Origin of the sequence: Nisaea sediminum (assembly GCF_014904705.1) — a bacterium.
In the GTDB taxonomy this organism is placed as follows: domain Bacteria; phylum Pseudomonadota; class Alphaproteobacteria; order Thalassobaculales; family Thalassobaculaceae; genus Nisaea; species Nisaea sediminum.
On sequence record NZ_JACZCQ010000001.1, the window covers coordinates 506,342 to 520,106 of the forward strand.

12 protein-coding genes and 1 riboswitch are annotated in these 13,765 nt (G+C 64.9%); of the genes, 3 read left to right on the forward strand and 9 right to left on the reverse strand.

Features of this window, described 5'->3' with window-relative positions; translation table 11 throughout:
- Positions 1-4: 4 nt before the first annotated feature.
- The 6 genes from IG122_RS02380 to IG122_RS02405 form a co-directional block, all read right to left on the reverse strand.
- Positions 5-184, reverse strand: coding sequence for a CbtB domain-containing protein (locus tag IG122_RS02380; RefSeq protein WP_193180063.1), 180 nt, complete (start codon positions 182-184; stop codon positions 5-7).
- Positions 185-259: 75 nt separating this feature from the next.
- Positions 260-479, reverse strand: a riboswitch (cobalamin riboswitch).
- A gap of 36 nt (positions 480-515) precedes the next feature.
- Entirely contained in the window at positions 516-1,115 is a 600-nt protein-coding gene (locus IG122_RS02385) for a sarcosine oxidase subunit gamma (protein ID WP_193180064.1), read from the reverse strand.
- The gene (locus IG122_RS02390; RefSeq protein ID WP_193180065.1) at positions 1,108-4,140 is read right to left on the reverse strand and encodes a sarcosine oxidase subunit alpha family protein; all 3,033 of its coding nucleotides are present in this window, start codon (positions 4,138-4,140) and stop codon (positions 1,108-1,110) included. The genes IG122_RS02385 and IG122_RS02390 overlap by 8 nt, the downstream gene beginning before the upstream one ends.
- Entirely contained in the window at positions 4,137-4,427 is a 291-nt protein-coding gene (locus IG122_RS02395; protein WP_193180066.1) for a sarcosine oxidase subunit delta, read from the reverse strand. Before IG122_RS02395 ends, IG122_RS02390 begins: the two co-directional genes overlap by 4 nt.
- Before the next feature lie 11 nt (positions 4,428-4,438).
- The gene (locus tag IG122_RS02400) at positions 4,439-5,695 is read right to left on the reverse strand and encodes a sarcosine oxidase subunit beta family protein (RefSeq protein ID WP_193180067.1); all 1,257 of its coding nucleotides are present in this window, start codon (positions 5,693-5,695) and stop codon (positions 4,439-4,441) included.
- A gap of 118 nt (positions 5,696-5,813) precedes the next feature.
- Positions 5,814-6,395 carry a hypothetical protein gene (locus tag IG122_RS02405; RefSeq protein WP_193180068.1) on the reverse strand — a complete coding sequence of 194 codons (582 nt, stop codon included), beginning with the start codon at positions 6,393-6,395 and terminating at the stop codon, positions 5,814-5,816.
- Positions 6,396-6,627: 232 nt separating this feature from the next.
- Here IG122_RS02405 and IG122_RS02410 point away from each other — a divergent pair, with 232 nt between their 5' ends.
- Together IG122_RS02410 and IG122_RS02415 are read left to right on the forward strand one after the other, a co-directional pair.
- Positions 6,628-8,094: a M23 family metallopeptidase gene (locus tag IG122_RS02410; RefSeq protein WP_193180069.1), complete on the forward strand. Its 1,467-nt coding sequence runs from the start codon at positions 6,628-6,630 to the stop codon at positions 8,092-8,094.
- The gene (locus IG122_RS02415) at positions 8,075-8,572 is read left to right on the forward strand and encodes a bactofilin family protein (protein WP_193180071.1); all 498 of its coding nucleotides are present in this window, start codon (positions 8,075-8,077) and stop codon (positions 8,570-8,572) included. The genes IG122_RS02410 and IG122_RS02415 overlap by 20 nt, the downstream gene beginning before the upstream one ends.
- A gap of 36 nt (positions 8,573-8,608) precedes the next feature.
- Here the strand turns inward: IG122_RS02415 and IG122_RS02420 are convergent, their stop codons facing one another.
- The 3 genes from IG122_RS02420 to IG122_RS02430 form a co-directional block, all read right to left on the reverse strand.
- Positions 8,609-9,613 carry a threonine ammonia-lyase gene (locus IG122_RS02420; protein ID WP_193180073.1) on the reverse strand — a complete coding sequence of 335 codons (1,005 nt, stop codon included), beginning with the start codon at positions 9,611-9,613 and terminating at the stop codon, positions 8,609-8,611.
- Between the two features lie 105 nt (positions 9,614-9,718).
- Positions 9,719-10,423 (reverse strand): haloacid dehalogenase type II, encoded by a 705-nt coding sequence (locus tag IG122_RS02425; protein ID WP_193180076.1) that lies wholly within the window; start codon positions 10,421-10,423, stop codon positions 9,719-9,721.
- 6 nt (positions 10,424-10,429) lie between these two features.
- Entirely contained in the window at positions 10,430-12,556 is a 2,127-nt protein-coding gene (locus IG122_RS02430) for a lytic transglycosylase domain-containing protein (RefSeq protein WP_193180077.1), read from the reverse strand.
- A gap of 309 nt (positions 12,557-12,865) precedes the next feature.
- Between IG122_RS02430 and dapA the strand changes: the two genes are divergently transcribed.
- Complete coding sequence (gene dapA / locus IG122_RS02435; RefSeq protein ID WP_193180078.1) at positions 12,866-13,741, forward strand: 4-hydroxy-tetrahydrodipicolinate synthase; 876 nt, start codon at positions 12,866-12,868, stop codon at positions 13,739-13,741.
- Positions 13,742-13,765 lie beyond the last annotated feature (24 nt).

Here is a 13,765-nt window from a genome sequence, read left to right on the forward strand (position 1 = left end):
GGTCCTAGTGGCAGGGAAATGCCATGCTGTGACGGGTGTCGTGGGCCGCGTTGTGGACCGTATCCGACGACGCGAATCCGGTCAGGAAGACGATCCCGAGTCCGCCGAGAAGGGCGAAGGTGGCGATCAGTTTCTTCGAGCTGCCGATGGAAATCGCGGCGGTCTGCTGAGTGGTTGTCGTCATGTGTCCCTCCGACAAGAGCCTGTCCGGGGCGGGCACTCCTGCCATTCCCGGATGTTGCTGTTTCAGACGCCCGGTCATCCGGACGCCACGTCGGCAGGTCTCCTGGCTCGCGGGTCACTGCTTCGTCCTGCCTTCCCAGTCCCCGGTGGGACCAGTGGCTCACTCCGGACGTCGCTCGCCGCTCACAGTTGCGGGGGCAGCCACGGATTTGGTCCCTGATGGGTACGCCGCACCGTGTTCCCTTTTAATCCTCAGCCGATCTTTCAGCATCGGAGCCAACATCAGATCAGAATATCGTCCCCTTCGCGCATGAACAAGCGATGATCCGGTCTCAGGCGATCCTGCAGCCGAATTCAAGGGCGCCGTCGCGCAACATCTCGAACAGATGCGCCGCATAGGAACGGTGAACATAGATGTCGTAGACCGGCTCCGCGCTGCGGCAATCGATCAAAACGGACGCGTGGAACAGACTGGTCATCCGGCTCGTACCCGGCTGGAAAGCATCGGGGTGAAGGTCGATTCCGCAGCCCTTGGCGAGCAATGTCCGCGCATCGCGGCCGGAGAGACGGAGACAGACTCGGGCGTGTGAGAGCCCGGTCACCGCCGCGCTTTCGGGCAGGGCGGCACGGAGATGGGCCGCGAGGTCCCGACTTTCCGGTTCGCTGACGATCCAGCGCCCGGTGCCGGTTCCGAGGATGCGCGGGCGGCCTGATCCGGTCGCTTCATTGGGCACGCTCGACGGCGCGACGCCGAGTGCCTCGCCAGCCGCAGCGATCGGATCGTCGGAGCCTGCCTCGATCTGAACAACGGAAAGAGGTCCGCGTTCCGCGATGAGGATGCCGGGACCGTTGAACGGGGCGGCGCCGAAATCGCCGGGTATGAGCAGGCCGGCAAGGGCGGAGCGGCGAAGAGGGGATGCAGGATCAGCCATGGAGGCGCGTTCCTTCCTCGTCATAGACCACGGGCGAGGTCACCCGGCACTCGACGGCTTCGTTGCGGAGCGGAAAGACCGCCCAGACGGTCTCCCCGATGCGCTCCCGTCCGTTCTTCAGCATGCCGAGCGAGATCGGCCGGCCGAGATTGGGGCTGAGGTAGGCCGTCGAACTGACATGGCCGAGCTTGGGCACCGGTGGCGGCGTCTTCGGATCGGCCACCAGTACGGATCCGGCGCGGATCTTGGTCTTGCCGTCGAGAGGTGTCAGGCCGACGAGTGTCGGGCGCGACGGGTCTGCCATCAGTTCCCGCGCCGCCATCGCATCGCCGACGAAGCGCTTCTTCGTGCTCATCATGCCGCCGAAGCCGAGGTCGGCGGCGGTGTGGCGACCGTCCACCTCGCTGACCGTCACGTGCCCTTTTTCGATGCGCAGGATACCCAGCGCCTCCATCCCGTAGGGCAGCAGGCCGTGGTCCGCACCGGCCTCGATGCAGCGTTCCCAGGCGGCCGTACCGTAGTCGGCTGGAACCGCGATCTCGTAGGCCAGCTCGCCGGAGAAGCTGATGCGGAAGATGCGTGCCGGAATGCCGCCGAGGCTCGCCTCGCGGACCCCCATGAACGGGAAGCCGTCGTTGGAGAAGTCCATGTCGGGGAAGAGTTCCAAGAGGATCGCGCGGCTGTTCGGCCCAGCGATCGCCATCGCTGCCCACTCGTCGGTGACAGAGGCGACCTTCACGTCAAGATCCGGCCAGTGCACCTGGAGCAGCACTTCCAGATGCTGCATCACCGGTCCCGCCTCCGCGGTGGTGGTGGTCATGTAGTAATGGTTCTCGCCGATGCGCGAGGTGGTGCCGTCGTCGAGTGCGATACCGTCCTCGCGCAGCATCACGCCGTAGCGCGCCTTGCCAACGGCAAGCGTCTTCCAGCCGTTGATGTAGACCCGGTTCAGGAATTCCGCCGCGTCCGTGCCCTGGATATCGATCTTGCCGAGGGTTGAGACGTCGGAAATGCCGGCGGCGTTCCGCACTGCGAGGGTTTCGCGGATGATCGCCTTGTCCATCGCGGCGCGGGACGGCGTCTCGCCGGGTTGGAGATAATATTGCGGCCGCATCCAGAGTCCCGCCTCGACCATCTTCGCGCCGTTGGCGAGGTGCCAGTCATGCATCGGCGTGCGCCGCACAGGATGGGCGTGGCGGCCGCGTTCACGCCCGGCGAAGGCTCCGATGGCGACCGGGGTGTAGGGCGGGCGAAAGGTCGTGGTGCCGACAGCGGCGACATCCATCCCGCGCGCTTCGGCCAGGATGCCGTGACCGTTGACGTTGGAGGTCTTGCCCTGGTCCGTCCCCATGCCGAGCGTGGTGTAGCGCTTCAGGTGCTCGACGGAGACATAGCCCTCGCTCTCCGCCAGTTTCACGTCCGAGGCGGCGACATCGTCCTGCAGGTCGACGAAGCTCCGGGCCTTACGGCCGGGCAGGGCCGGGACCTGCCAGAGAGTCATGAAGGCGCCGGTCGCGGGCTCGTTCGTAGCCGGAGTTGCGGGCGCCGCGCCGACGGCAAAACCAAGTTCCTGAGCCACATCTCTGCCGGCGGAGATACCGTCTGCGAGACACTCGGCGAGTGCGAACCTGCCGCGTGCCGCACCGATCGAGCGATCGTTCATGCGTGAGGTGCCGGGCACGAAGGCGGCGATCGCGGGGTCATAGACCGGGCGGCCGCTCTGGTGGCTATGCAGATGGACGTTCGGGCTCCATCCGCCGCCGGTGGCGAGCAGGTCGCAGGGAATGAACCGGGTCTCGGGCATCCGGCCGGACCGGAGCGTTTCGAGATCCGCAATATCGACCCCTGCGAGGCCGAGATAGCCATGTGTGCGGGCGACCGCCACGCCTTCGCAAATGTCGATCCCTTGGGCCGCGACCTCGTCTTTCAGCGCGCCCTGTCCGCCCTTACGCGGATCGATCACGCCGCGAACCTCGATCCCGGCACCAGCGAGGTCCAGCGCGGTCCGGTAGCCGTCGTCATTGTTGGCGAAGATCACCGCCCGTTTGCCCGCCTGAACGGCAAAACGGTTCGCGTAGGTCCTGGCCGCGCCGGCGAGCATCACACCCGGCCGGTCGTTGCCGTCGAATACCAGCGGACGCTCGGTCGCACCGGTGGCGAGAAGCACCTTCTTCGCGTGAATGAGCCAGCGGCGCTGACGCACCTTGAACGGCTGCGGCTCCAAGAAGTGATCGGAGACCCGCTCAACGGCGCCGATGGTGTCGCCGTCATAATAGCCAAAGGCGGTGGTGCGGGTGAGGAGGGTGACGTTCTCCATGTCCTCGAGCGCCGCAACGGTTTCCGCCACCCACGCCATGGCAGGACGCCCGTCGATGGTTTCCCTCTCGGCGCGGAGACGGCCGCCAGAGCGGTCGTTCTCGTCGATCAGGAAGACCCGCGCGCCGCTCTCGCCCGCTTGCCGCGCGGCGGCGAGTCCGGCCGGGCCGGCGCCGATCACAAGGATGTCGGCATGGCCGTGCATCTTGTCGTAGCTGTCCGGGTCGGGGATGTGCTCCGCCGCGCCCATGCCGGCCGCCTTGCGGATGAAATGCTCGTAGAAGTGCCAGCCCGGCATTCCCATGAAGGTCTTGTAGTAGAAGCCCGCGACGAGGAAGCGGGACGCGAGATCGTTCACGCCCATCAGGTCGAACTTCAGGTTCGGCCAGCGGTTCTGGCTCTTTGCTTCCAATCCGGCGAAAAGCTCGATCTGGGTCGCCCGCGTGTTCGGTTCCTGCCGGCCGCCCGACCGCAGATGCACCAGCGCGTTTGGCTCCTCAGGCCCGGCGGAATAGATCCCGCGCGGTCGGTGATACTTGAAGCTGCGGCCGACAAGCCGGACGCCGTTGGCGAGCAGGGCGGAGGCGAGGGTGTCACCCTGGTAGCCGATGTAGTTCTTTCCGTCGAAGCGGAAGCCGAGCGGCTGTGTGCGCTCGATCTCGCCGCCGCTGGAAATTCGGAAGGGCTGCTGTTCCTTGCCGCGGATCATCGCTCGGTCTCCGCATCGGGCATGGCGATCTCGTCGCCGGGACGTCCGGCGCCGAGGATCTCGTGCGTCAGCGTGTTGCGCAGCACTTTCACCACTTCCCGGCAACCGAGCGAATGGTGCCAGAGCTCGAGATGCGGGCCGCGTGGATTGTCGCGCAGATAGACATAATCGAACCAGGCGGAATCGGATTTCTCCGCGCTGTCGGGCCGCTTCTTCGTCGCGTCGCCGATATAGGTGAATTCCTCGTGTCCGCGGGAGCCGCAATAGGGGCAGTCGATATAGAGCATGGCGGCGCCTCCTAGTGCTTGCCCGGCACGGCGCCGGTGGCTTCTTCGTCGATCAGGTGACCGCGTTCGAAACGGTCGAGCCGGAGTCCGGCATTCAGCGGATGCGGCGCGTCCTCGGCGATGGTGTGGGCGAAGACCCAGCCGGATCCCGGTGTCGCCTTGAAGCCCCCGTAGCACCAGCCGCAATTGAGGTAGAGATTGTCGATCGGCGACTTGCCGATGATCGGGCTGCCGTCCATCGACATATCCATGACCCCGCCCCAGTGACGCAGCAGACGCAGCCGCGAGATCGACGGCACCATGGCGAGGCCGGCACGCATCACGTGGTCGATGGTCGGCAGGTTTCCGCGCTGGGCATAGGAATTGTACATGTCGAGATCGCCGCCGAAGACGAGGCCGCCCTTGTCGGACTGGCTGAGGTAGAAATGTTCGGCGCCGAAAGTCACGACATGGTCGAAGAAGGGCTTCAGCGGTTCCGAGACGAAGGCCTGCAGCACATGGCTTTCGATCGGCAGCTTGAGGCCCAGCCTTGAGGCGAGATAGCCGGTGTTGCCGGCGACCGCGAAGCCGATCTTGCCGCAGCCGATGGTGCCGCGGCTGGTCTCAACCGCCTCGATCCGGTTCCCGCTACGCTTGAATCCGGTCACCTCGCAATTCTGGATGATGTCGACGCCGAGCCGGTCCGCGCCGCGCGCCAACCCCCAGGCGACGGCGTCGTGCCGCGCCGTTCCGCCTCGGGGCTGCAGAAGACCGCCATAGATCGGGAAGCGCGCCTCTTCCGAGAAGTCGAGATGCGGCACCATCTTCTTGACCTGGTTGCGGTCGAGAAGCTCGGCATCGACCCCGTTGAGGCGCATGGAGTTTCCGCGCCGCGCGAAGCGGTCCATCTGCCCGTCCGAATGGGCGAGATTGAGCACGCCGCGCTGGCTGAACATGACGTTGAAATTCAGCTCGTGGCTCAGCTGTTCCCAGAGCTGCAGCGACTTCTCGTAGAAGTGCGAATTATCGTCGAGCATGTAGTTCGAACGCACGATCGTCGTGTTCCGCCCCGTATTGCCGCCGCCGAGCCAGCCTTTCTCGAGCACTGCGACATTGCGGATGCCATGCACCTTGGCGAGATAGAAGGCGGTCGCGAGGCCATGCCCGCCGCCGCCGACGATGACCACGTCATAACTCGGTTTCGGCTCGGGGTCGCGCCAAGCGCGCTGCCAGTTCTTGTGCCCCGTCAGCGCGTTCCGGACGAGGCTGAAGACGGAATATTCGGCCATGTGAGGATTGCCTTGTCGGCTGAAGCGGAAGTGACAGGTTAACGCCTAGCATCCTGCGCATCGATTCGAAAAGCCAGTTTGCGACCCGCACTCGCCGGTTTGCGTCATCGCCGTCCCGCTACATCCGCTCGACCCGCTCGGCGATCTGTTCGGTGATGCCGGCGGAGATCCGGCCCGCCTCGGTTGCCATCGCCTCGATGAAGACGACAAGCGGCTGGCCGAGGTGCTGAATCAGGCTTTCCTGGTCGGGCGGTGGGCCTGCCTCGTCCAGGGCCTGTTTCAGGATCGCCCGGAAGTCCCGATTGACCTGCTCGACCCTGACTTCACTGCTGGCGAGCCAGCGGGCTGCGGTCTGCCGCACATGTTTCAGGCTCTCGTCCTTGCGGATGAAGTCCTTCACGTGGCGTCCGCTCGAGTCGGGGCCGAGGCGGGAAATCATCTCGATGCTGATCCAGGCGAACCACCAGCGCCAGGGGTCGGCGCGCAGCTCGCCGTCATCATAGACAGTCTGCAGCAGGTGCAGCGTGGTGACGGGAGCATCGGATTTCAGATGGACCAGTTGGGGCGGCAAGGCGGTCAGGGCGAAAGGATGCAGGCGCTTGTCGGAGGACGCTTTCTTGTTCTTCAGGCCGGCCTTGATCCCGAGATCCCGCATGCGGTCCTCGGTGTCCGCGACCTCGAACCAGTGCCTTAAAGCCATGGCCACGCCCCGGATCTGATCTGCTTGCCATAGTTTCTCGTCCATGGCCGGGATTTTACCGCGTTCCTGAAGCGCCATGGTATAATTTCATGTGGTCTTAGAAAGAAGCTGCAGCCTTTTCCACGGCAACTTCCGGACATCCTGCCGCCTTGTTCCCCGGCTTGCTTTGGGACCGCCTCGCGGGTACTCTTGCTGCGGGGTCGTCGGAGAAAACCTACAAGGCTAATTGCGTATGGAAACGCGCAGCACTTCGCTTGCTAGCACCATAACAGCCTGGATCTATCACATTTTTCGCGAACGCGAGGTAATCCTCCGTTCTGATTCCCGTATCCGGTATTTCACCCTCAGCACCCGCATGCAGATCGGCGTCGTTCTGGTCTGGGTGATGATGGCGGGCTGGCTCGGCTTCGCTTCCGTCGGCGTCTACATGCAGGACGGTCTGCTGCGCGGCAAGGATGTCGCTATCCAGCGCAGCCAGGACTCCTACCGGCAGCTGCTCGATCAGGTTTCCGACTATCAGCTCTCCGTCGTCGCCATTACCCGCGACCTGAAGGAGACCCAAGGCCAGCTGCAGCGCCTGTTCGACCAGAACGAGGGTCTCAGGAGCGACCTGACCTCGACCGAGTCGCGGCTGCGCTACACCCAGGTCGAGCGGGACCGCATCAATGCCGGACGCAAGGCGCTGAACGACCAGTTCAGCCTGCTCGGGCGCGAGCTGCGGCGGATGACCGCGAAGAACAACGGGCTCGAGACACATATCAGCAACCTGCGAACGCATCTCGAGACGCTGGAAGCCGAGAAGAACGAGATCGCGGCCGAGCGCGAGAAGCTCGACGGCCGTCTCTGGCGGCTCAACAACGAGCTGGCGGAATCGGTGGCGCAGCGCGAGCATCTGACCGACACGATCTCGCAGCTCCGGTCCGACCTCAGGACCGTCATGCTCGAGCGCAGTTCGGGGGCGTCCGAGAACGACTCCCTGCGGTCCCGTATATCCTCGCTGGAAGCGCGTCTCGCCGATATCGACTCGGAGCACCAGCGCCGCCTGCAGCTGATTTCGGACCGCGCGCTGAACAACATCCACGCCGTCGAGGCGGTGCTGCGCCGCACGGGTCTGGATCTGGAACGGATCGCACCGATGCCGGAAGGCATGATCATGGGGCAGGGCGGTCCCTTCATCCCCTACCATCCGGAGCTGCAGCAGGACAGGACGGAAACCGAGTCGACGGAATCCCAGCTGGAACTCCGACTCTCGCGCTGGGAACAGCTGCGTGACGTCTATCTGTCGGTACCGCTCATCGCTCCGATGAAGGACTATTACTTCACCAGCGGCTTCGGACGCCGCAAGGACCCGATCAACAAGCGCTGGGCCATGCATGCAGGACTCGACCTGTCCGGGCCGCGCAAACAGGAAATCATGGCCGCGGCACCCGGCAAGGTGATCCGCGCCAAGCGCGAGCCGTTCTATGGACGCATCGTCGAGATCGATCACGGCAACGGCATTACCACGCGATACGCTCATATGAGCAGTATTGCGGTCAAACTCGGCCAGGAGGTCGGGCTTGGTGAAGTGGTTGGACGTATGGGCAATTCGGGGCGGAGCACCGCGCCGCATCTGCATTACGAGATCCGATTCAAGGACAGACCCCTGAATCCGCGAAATTTTCTGAAGGCGGGACGTTATGTTTTCAAAAAAGGATAGCCGAGGTCAGCAGCAATCGCCGCAGAAGCAGGCGGCGCCGTCGATCCTGAGCGCCGATCTGGTCGTCAACGGCAATCTCGTCAGCGAAGGCGACATGCAGGTCGACGGAACCGTCGAGGGCGATATCACGAGCAAGAAGCTGACGATCAGCGCGACCGCGGTCGTGCGCGGCTCTATCGAGGCCGAGGCGATCGTGATCGCCGGCGCCGTCACCGGGCAGGTCAAGGCCCGGCATGTCACGCTCAACAAGACTGCGCGGGTTATCGCCGACGTGGTGCAGGAGCGTCTGACGATCGAGCCGGGCGCGTTCTTCGAAGGCAATTGCCGTCATTTCCCGGAGGAAAAGCCGGGAGAGAAGAAGGCTCTGGAGCGGATCGGCGCGAAGCCGGACTTGGCGCCGGCAGCTCTTGTCGGAACTTCGAAACCGGCCACGGGTGAGGCGTCTGCCTCCGAAAAGGAAAACCGCGCCCTGGCCTGATTGCCGGAGCGCGACTCTATCCGGGACGCTTTCCCGTCAGTCGGACTGACGGGAAAGCGCGCGCGCGAACATTTCCGTATCCGCATTGCCGCCGGAGCAGACCACCGCAATCGTCTTGCCTTCGATGTCGAGTTTGCCGCTGAGTGCTGCCGCAAGAGCGACGGCGCCGCCGGGCTCCACGACGATCTTCAGATATCGGAAGGCGGCGGCCATGGCGTCGAGCGCCTCTTCGTCGCTGACGGCGAGGCCACCGGCGAGCAGGGACTTGCAGATCCCGAAGGTGATCTGTCCCGGGGTCGGGGTGACGATGGCGTCGCAGATCGAACGCGCTGCGGGATCGTTGCTCTCATGCTTGCCGCTCGCGAGGGAGCGCGCCATGTCGTCGAAATTCTCCGGTTCCGCCGAATAGACCGCAACGCCCGGCGCGGCGCCATGGAGCGCCAGCGCGACACCGGAAACCAGTCCTCCGCCGCCGCAGCAGACGATCACCGCATCGAGCTTCGCGCCGATCTCGGCCGCCTGCTCGGCGATCTCGAGGCCGATCGTGCCCTGACCGGCGATCACGCCCGGGTCGTCATAGGGCCGCACGAGCGTCGCTCCGGTCTCCGCAGCGACGCGCTGACCGATCTCCTCGCGGTTTTCCGAGTAGCGGTCATAGAGAATGACCTCCGCGCCATAGGCCCGGGTATTGCCGATTTTCATCTCCGGCGCGTCTTTCGGCATGATGATGCTGGCCTTGATGCCGAGCTGGCTGGCCGCGTAGGCGACGCCTTGGGCGTGGTTGCCGGAGGAATAGGCGAGGACGCCCTTCGCGCGGTCCGCTTCCGGGATCAGCGAGAGCCGGTTCAGCGCGCCGCGATACTTGAAAGATCCCGTGCGCTGCAGGCATTCCGGCTTCACCAGCAGGCGCGCATTCAGCTTCGCATTCAGCAGCGGCGCTTCCAGAAGCGGAGTGCGGACGGCTTTACCGGCAAGACGCGTCGCCGCGGCCAGGACATCGGCGTAATCGGGCGCGGAAAGCGTTGGCGAAAGCTCGTTCATGGCACGCAGGCTCCTGGCTGACAGAGTGGCGGCACCGGAGGCGGTGCCGCTGCCGGAACGATATGGGCCCGGGTTCAGCGGCGCAATGGCGCGATTGTCATGGGATCAATCGCCGAGAAGGGGCGGCAGCTCGTCCAGCGTCCGGAGTTCGGCATCGGGTTCGCCCGGGAGCCGCTCGCGCGCCTGTCCGAAGCGGTTGCACCAGGCCACCTTGAACCCGAAGGCCGAGGCGGCGGTCGCGTCCCAGGCATTGGAACTCTGGAACGAAATGTGGTCCGCATGCACGCCCAGGCGGTCGACGGCGAGCTGGTAGACGGACGGATGCGGCTTGTAGACCCCGACCTCCTCGACCGAGAGCACGGCGTCCATCAGGGCGCCGACACCGGAACTCTCGCAGACCTTTTCCAGCATCATCGGTGAGCCGTTTGAGAGGATTGCCGTCTTCAGCCCACGCGCTTTGAGTTTTTCAAGGACGCCGAGCACTTCGGGATAGGCATGCAGCGTGAGATAGCTGTCCATCAGCGCCTCGCGCAGGCCGGACGGACCGAGATTGCCGAGGACGGATTCGAGGCAAAAATCGAGCGCATCGCCGGTCACCTGCCAGAAATCGGCATGACGGTTCTGCAGCCCCCTCAACCAGGTGTATTGAAGCTGCTTCATCCGCCACATCTCGGACGTCCGGTCCGCCTGCGTCTCGGGTTCCGGAAACAGTCCGCGACATTGCGCGACGGCGGAATGGACGTCGAAAAGGGTTCCGTAGGCATCGAACACGCAGGCTTCGATCCCCGCGAAAGACGGATGGGCCGACATTGAGCGTTACTCCCCGAGTGGCGCCGACGCTTGATGCGCGTCGAGCAGGATTCCGCAAGCCGTAACGCACCAGACGTCGCGGGGGGAGACTTTATCCCAGGAAATCACGGGACTGTGACGCCCGCCGAGGCGGGCGCGGTACACGACGAGACCCTCGAGTACGCGTTGCACATAGTTCCGGGTCTCGCCGAAGGGAATGCGCTCGATCCAGTCGATCACGTCGATCCCGCCGTCGCGCGGGTCGCCGCGCTCGCGCAGCCAGCGGTCGACATTGCCGGGACCGGCATTGTAGGCGGCGATCGCAAGCACGTAATTGCCCGCGAAACGGTCGATCAGTCCGGAGAGATAGGCACGGCCGAGGCTGATATTGAAATAGGGATCCGCCGTCAGGCGGTTCTGTGAATAGCGCTGGTTCACCGATTTCGAGACCTGTCGGGCGGTCGCGGGCATAAGCTGCATGAGCCCGCGGGCTCCGGCGCGGCTCTGCGCCTTCTCGTCGAAACCGCTTTCCTGCCGGATGATGGCGAGCATCAGCGCAGGCTCCAGTGGACCGTGCTCCGTCGCGTAGCGTGTGGGATAACCCGTCTCCGCCAGCACGATGCCCTTGCGCGCGGCGTTCCTTGCGGCGCGGACGGCGATGTCGAGGTAGCCGAGTTCGCGCGCCAGCCGGGCGACCAGAACAGCCTGCGGCCCATCGTCGGCAAGCCAGGCCAGATGCAGGACGAAATCGCGCGCGAGCTCGTCCTGTCCGATCCGGCTGAGAGCGGAGGCGACCTGGACGAGTTCCGTCTGCTCGAATTCGCTTCGCATCTCGCGCGTCGGCTGCGGCTCGCGCGGGAGCTTGAAGTTGTCGGCGCTCAGCCGCGCCTGGGCGAGCTGACCGTAGAAGGTGGCCGGGTGTTCCGAAGCGCGCTTGTACCAGGAGCGCGCCAGGACGGTATCCTTGACGGTCTCGGATGCGCGGCCGGCCCAGTAGGCCGCCCGGGCGAGGCTGATCGATGTGCTCACGCCGTCATAGAGTCGGGTGAATGCGGCGAGCGCTTCCGCCGGCTTGTCGGCGAATCGCAGCGCGATCCAACCCGCATGCCATTCGGCCTCCGCGAAGGTCCGCCCGTCCTGCTGGATATGGGCCGCCGACAGCAAGTAGGCGTCCTCACTGCGATTCTCGTCGAGCGCGTAGCGGATCTGACGCGCCCGTTCGCTCCACCAGAGGTCGGCGAATTCCTGTTCCGCCGGAACCGACCAGAGCAGTTCGAGCGCGGAATCCTTCATGCCTTTCCGGTGGCGCCAGCGAAGCCGTTCATATTGCAGACCCGGATCGGACAGCAGCGCCTCCGGGACCCGATTGATCGCCCCGTCGACGCCCGGCGACTGGGTGCGGAGCGTCATGCGGGCAAGCGCAAGCTTCTGCTGGTCCTTCCCGACCAGCGGCAGGACGCGGCGGGCCGAGGTGATGTATCCGCGCCAGAGCATGCGGTCGAGCCGTATCCAGTGATCGTCGGCCCTGAGAAGGGACCGGTAGCGTTGCAGGAACGCCCGATGATCGGCCCGGCCGAAAGGCGTCTCGTGCCAGTAGGCGCGGGCGGCGGCGGCCAGGGCCTCCCGGTCGTTGCCGTCTTCAAGGCTACGGAGATATTTCAGCCGTCCTGCGGCGGAACGCGGAGCGGTCTCGGCGAACCAGGCGCGCTGTGCGGCAGGCGGAAGATCGTCCGGCATCCGCAGTTCCGCCAGATCGATCAATCTGCGCCGGTCCGGCCATGACGGGTTCTTCAGCAAGAAAGACGAGATCTCGTCGAAGCCTGCTCCACCGGCCGTGTCCTTCAGCCGGAGCCAGAGAAGGACCTTTTCCAGCTCCGGCCGCGCGGGTTCCCTGGCAAGATCAGCAACCGCGTTCCATTTCCCCTGTGTGGCGAAAGCGAAAGCGCGGCGGTATGCGGTCGAGCTGTCTTTCGGGACCAGCAGGTCGCCGGGGCGCGGCCTCGGCAGGGGCGGAGCCGCGTCCGCCGGCCGGATTTCGGGCAGCGGAACAGTTGCGGAACCCGCTTCCACCGGCAGGAATGCCACGACACCGCCCAGCAGGAACCCGGCGACGGACAGTGCCGCGCGCGGGATCGATCCATGTCGGAACAGCATTCGCAGAATTGTCCCCCAGTCGGTCAACATGACGCGCAGGATCGCCCAAGGTATCGAGAGACCGTGGGGAGCCCGTGCCCACAACATAATAGCAGGAAATAAGCGCAACGCTAAGTCACCGCGCGATATGGATGATTGCCGGCGAGGATTGCCGGGCTGCTCGGGCAGAGCCGTCCGGCCCGCGGAAAACCGCCGGGCCCGAAATGCTAGTTCTTGTCCCTCTGCGGCGCTGGGCGTATGGTCGCCGTCTTTCTAAAACCAATGCCAATCGGCAGGAGACGAGTCGTGGCCTACAATGCTGGAAATCCGATGTTCAAGGGATCCCTGGTAGCATTGATCACGCCGTTCAAAAACGGCGCGGTCGACGAGGCCGCGTTCCGAAAATTTGTCGACTGGCAGATCGAGGAGGGAACGGAGGGCCTGATCCCGACCGGGACGACGGGCGAATCCCCCACCCTCAGTCATGACGAGCACAAGCGTGTGGTTGAGCTCTGCATCGAGCAGGCCGCCGGCCGCGTGCCGGTGATTGCAGGAACCGGTTCGAACTCGACCGAAGAGGCGATCGAGCTGACGCAGCATGCCAAGGAGGCAGGCGCCGACGCCGCGCTGATCGTCACCCCCTACTACAACAAGCCGACCCAGGAGGGCATGTACCGCCATTTCAAGGCGATTGCCGATGCGGTTGATATTCCGATCATCATCTACAATATCCCGCCGCGTAGCGTGATCGACATGTCGGTCGAGACCATGAAGCGGCTGGCGGAGATCCCGAACATCGTCGGGGTCAAGGACGCGACGGCGAGCGCCACGCGTCCGATCGAGACCCGCCTCGCGATCGGTCCGGACTTCTGCCAGCTTTCCGGCGAGGACGGAACCGTGGTGCCGTATCTCTCCCAGGGCGGCCATGGCTGCATCTCGGTGACCGCGAACGTGGCACCGGGCCCGCTGTCGCGGATGCACAAGGCCTGGGGCGAGGGCGACCTCGACACCGTGCGGACGATCAACGACCGGCTCTATCCGCTGCATCAGGCCCTGTTCTGCGAGAGCAGCCCGGGCCCGGTGAAATATGCGGCGAGCCTGCTCGGCATCTGCGAGGCGACCGCGCGTCTGCCGATCTGCGAGATCGCCGACAGCAGCAAACAGAAAGTGGAATCCGCCCTCCGGCATGCCGGTCTGCTGAACTGATCAGCGGGCCGGGACCGGTCCGGC

Bases quoted from the DNA above. Each gene is read 5' to 3' on its own strand.
- IG122_RS02380 (WP_193180063.1), bottom strand. From the start codon at position 184: ATGACGACAACCACTCAGCAGACCGCCGCGATTTCCATCGGCAGCTCG.
- IG122_RS02385 (WP_193180064.1), bottom strand. From the start codon at position 1,115: ATGGCTGATCCTGCATCCCCTCTTCGCCGCTCCGCCCTTGCCGGCCTG.
- IG122_RS02390 (WP_193180065.1), bottom strand. From the start codon at position 4,140: ATGATCCGCGGCAAGGAACAGCAGCCCTTCCGAATTTCCAGCGGCGGC.
- IG122_RS02395 (WP_193180066.1), bottom strand. From the start codon at position 4,427: ATGCTCTATATCGACTGCCCCTATTGCGGCTCCCGCGGACACGAGGAA.
- IG122_RS02400 (WP_193180067.1), bottom strand. From the start codon at position 5,695: ATGGCCGAATATTCCGTCTTCAGCCTCGTCCGGAACGCGCTGACGGGG.
- IG122_RS02405 (WP_193180068.1), bottom strand. From the start codon at position 6,395: ATGGCTTTAAGGCACTGGTTCGAGGTCGCGGACACCGAGGACCGCATG.
- IG122_RS02410 (WP_193180069.1), top strand. From the start codon at position 6,628: ATGGAAACGCGCAGCACTTCGCTTGCTAGCACCATAACAGCCTGGATC.
- IG122_RS02415 (WP_193180071.1), top strand. From the start codon at position 8,075: ATGTTTTCAAAAAAGGATAGCCGAGGTCAGCAGCAATCGCCGCAGAAG.
- IG122_RS02420 (WP_193180073.1), bottom strand. From the start codon at position 9,613: ATGAACGAGCTTTCGCCAACGCTTTCCGCGCCCGATTACGCCGATGTC.
- IG122_RS02425 (WP_193180076.1), bottom strand. From the start codon at position 10,423: ATGTCGGCCCATCCGTCTTTCGCGGGGATCGAAGCCTGCGTGTTCGAT.
- IG122_RS02430 (WP_193180077.1), bottom strand. From the start codon at position 12,556: ATGCTGTTCCGACATGGATCGATCCCGCGCGCGGCACTGTCCGTCGCC.
- dapA (WP_193180078.1), top strand. From the start codon at position 12,866: ATGTTCAAGGGATCCCTGGTAGCATTGATCACGCCGTTCAAAAACGGC.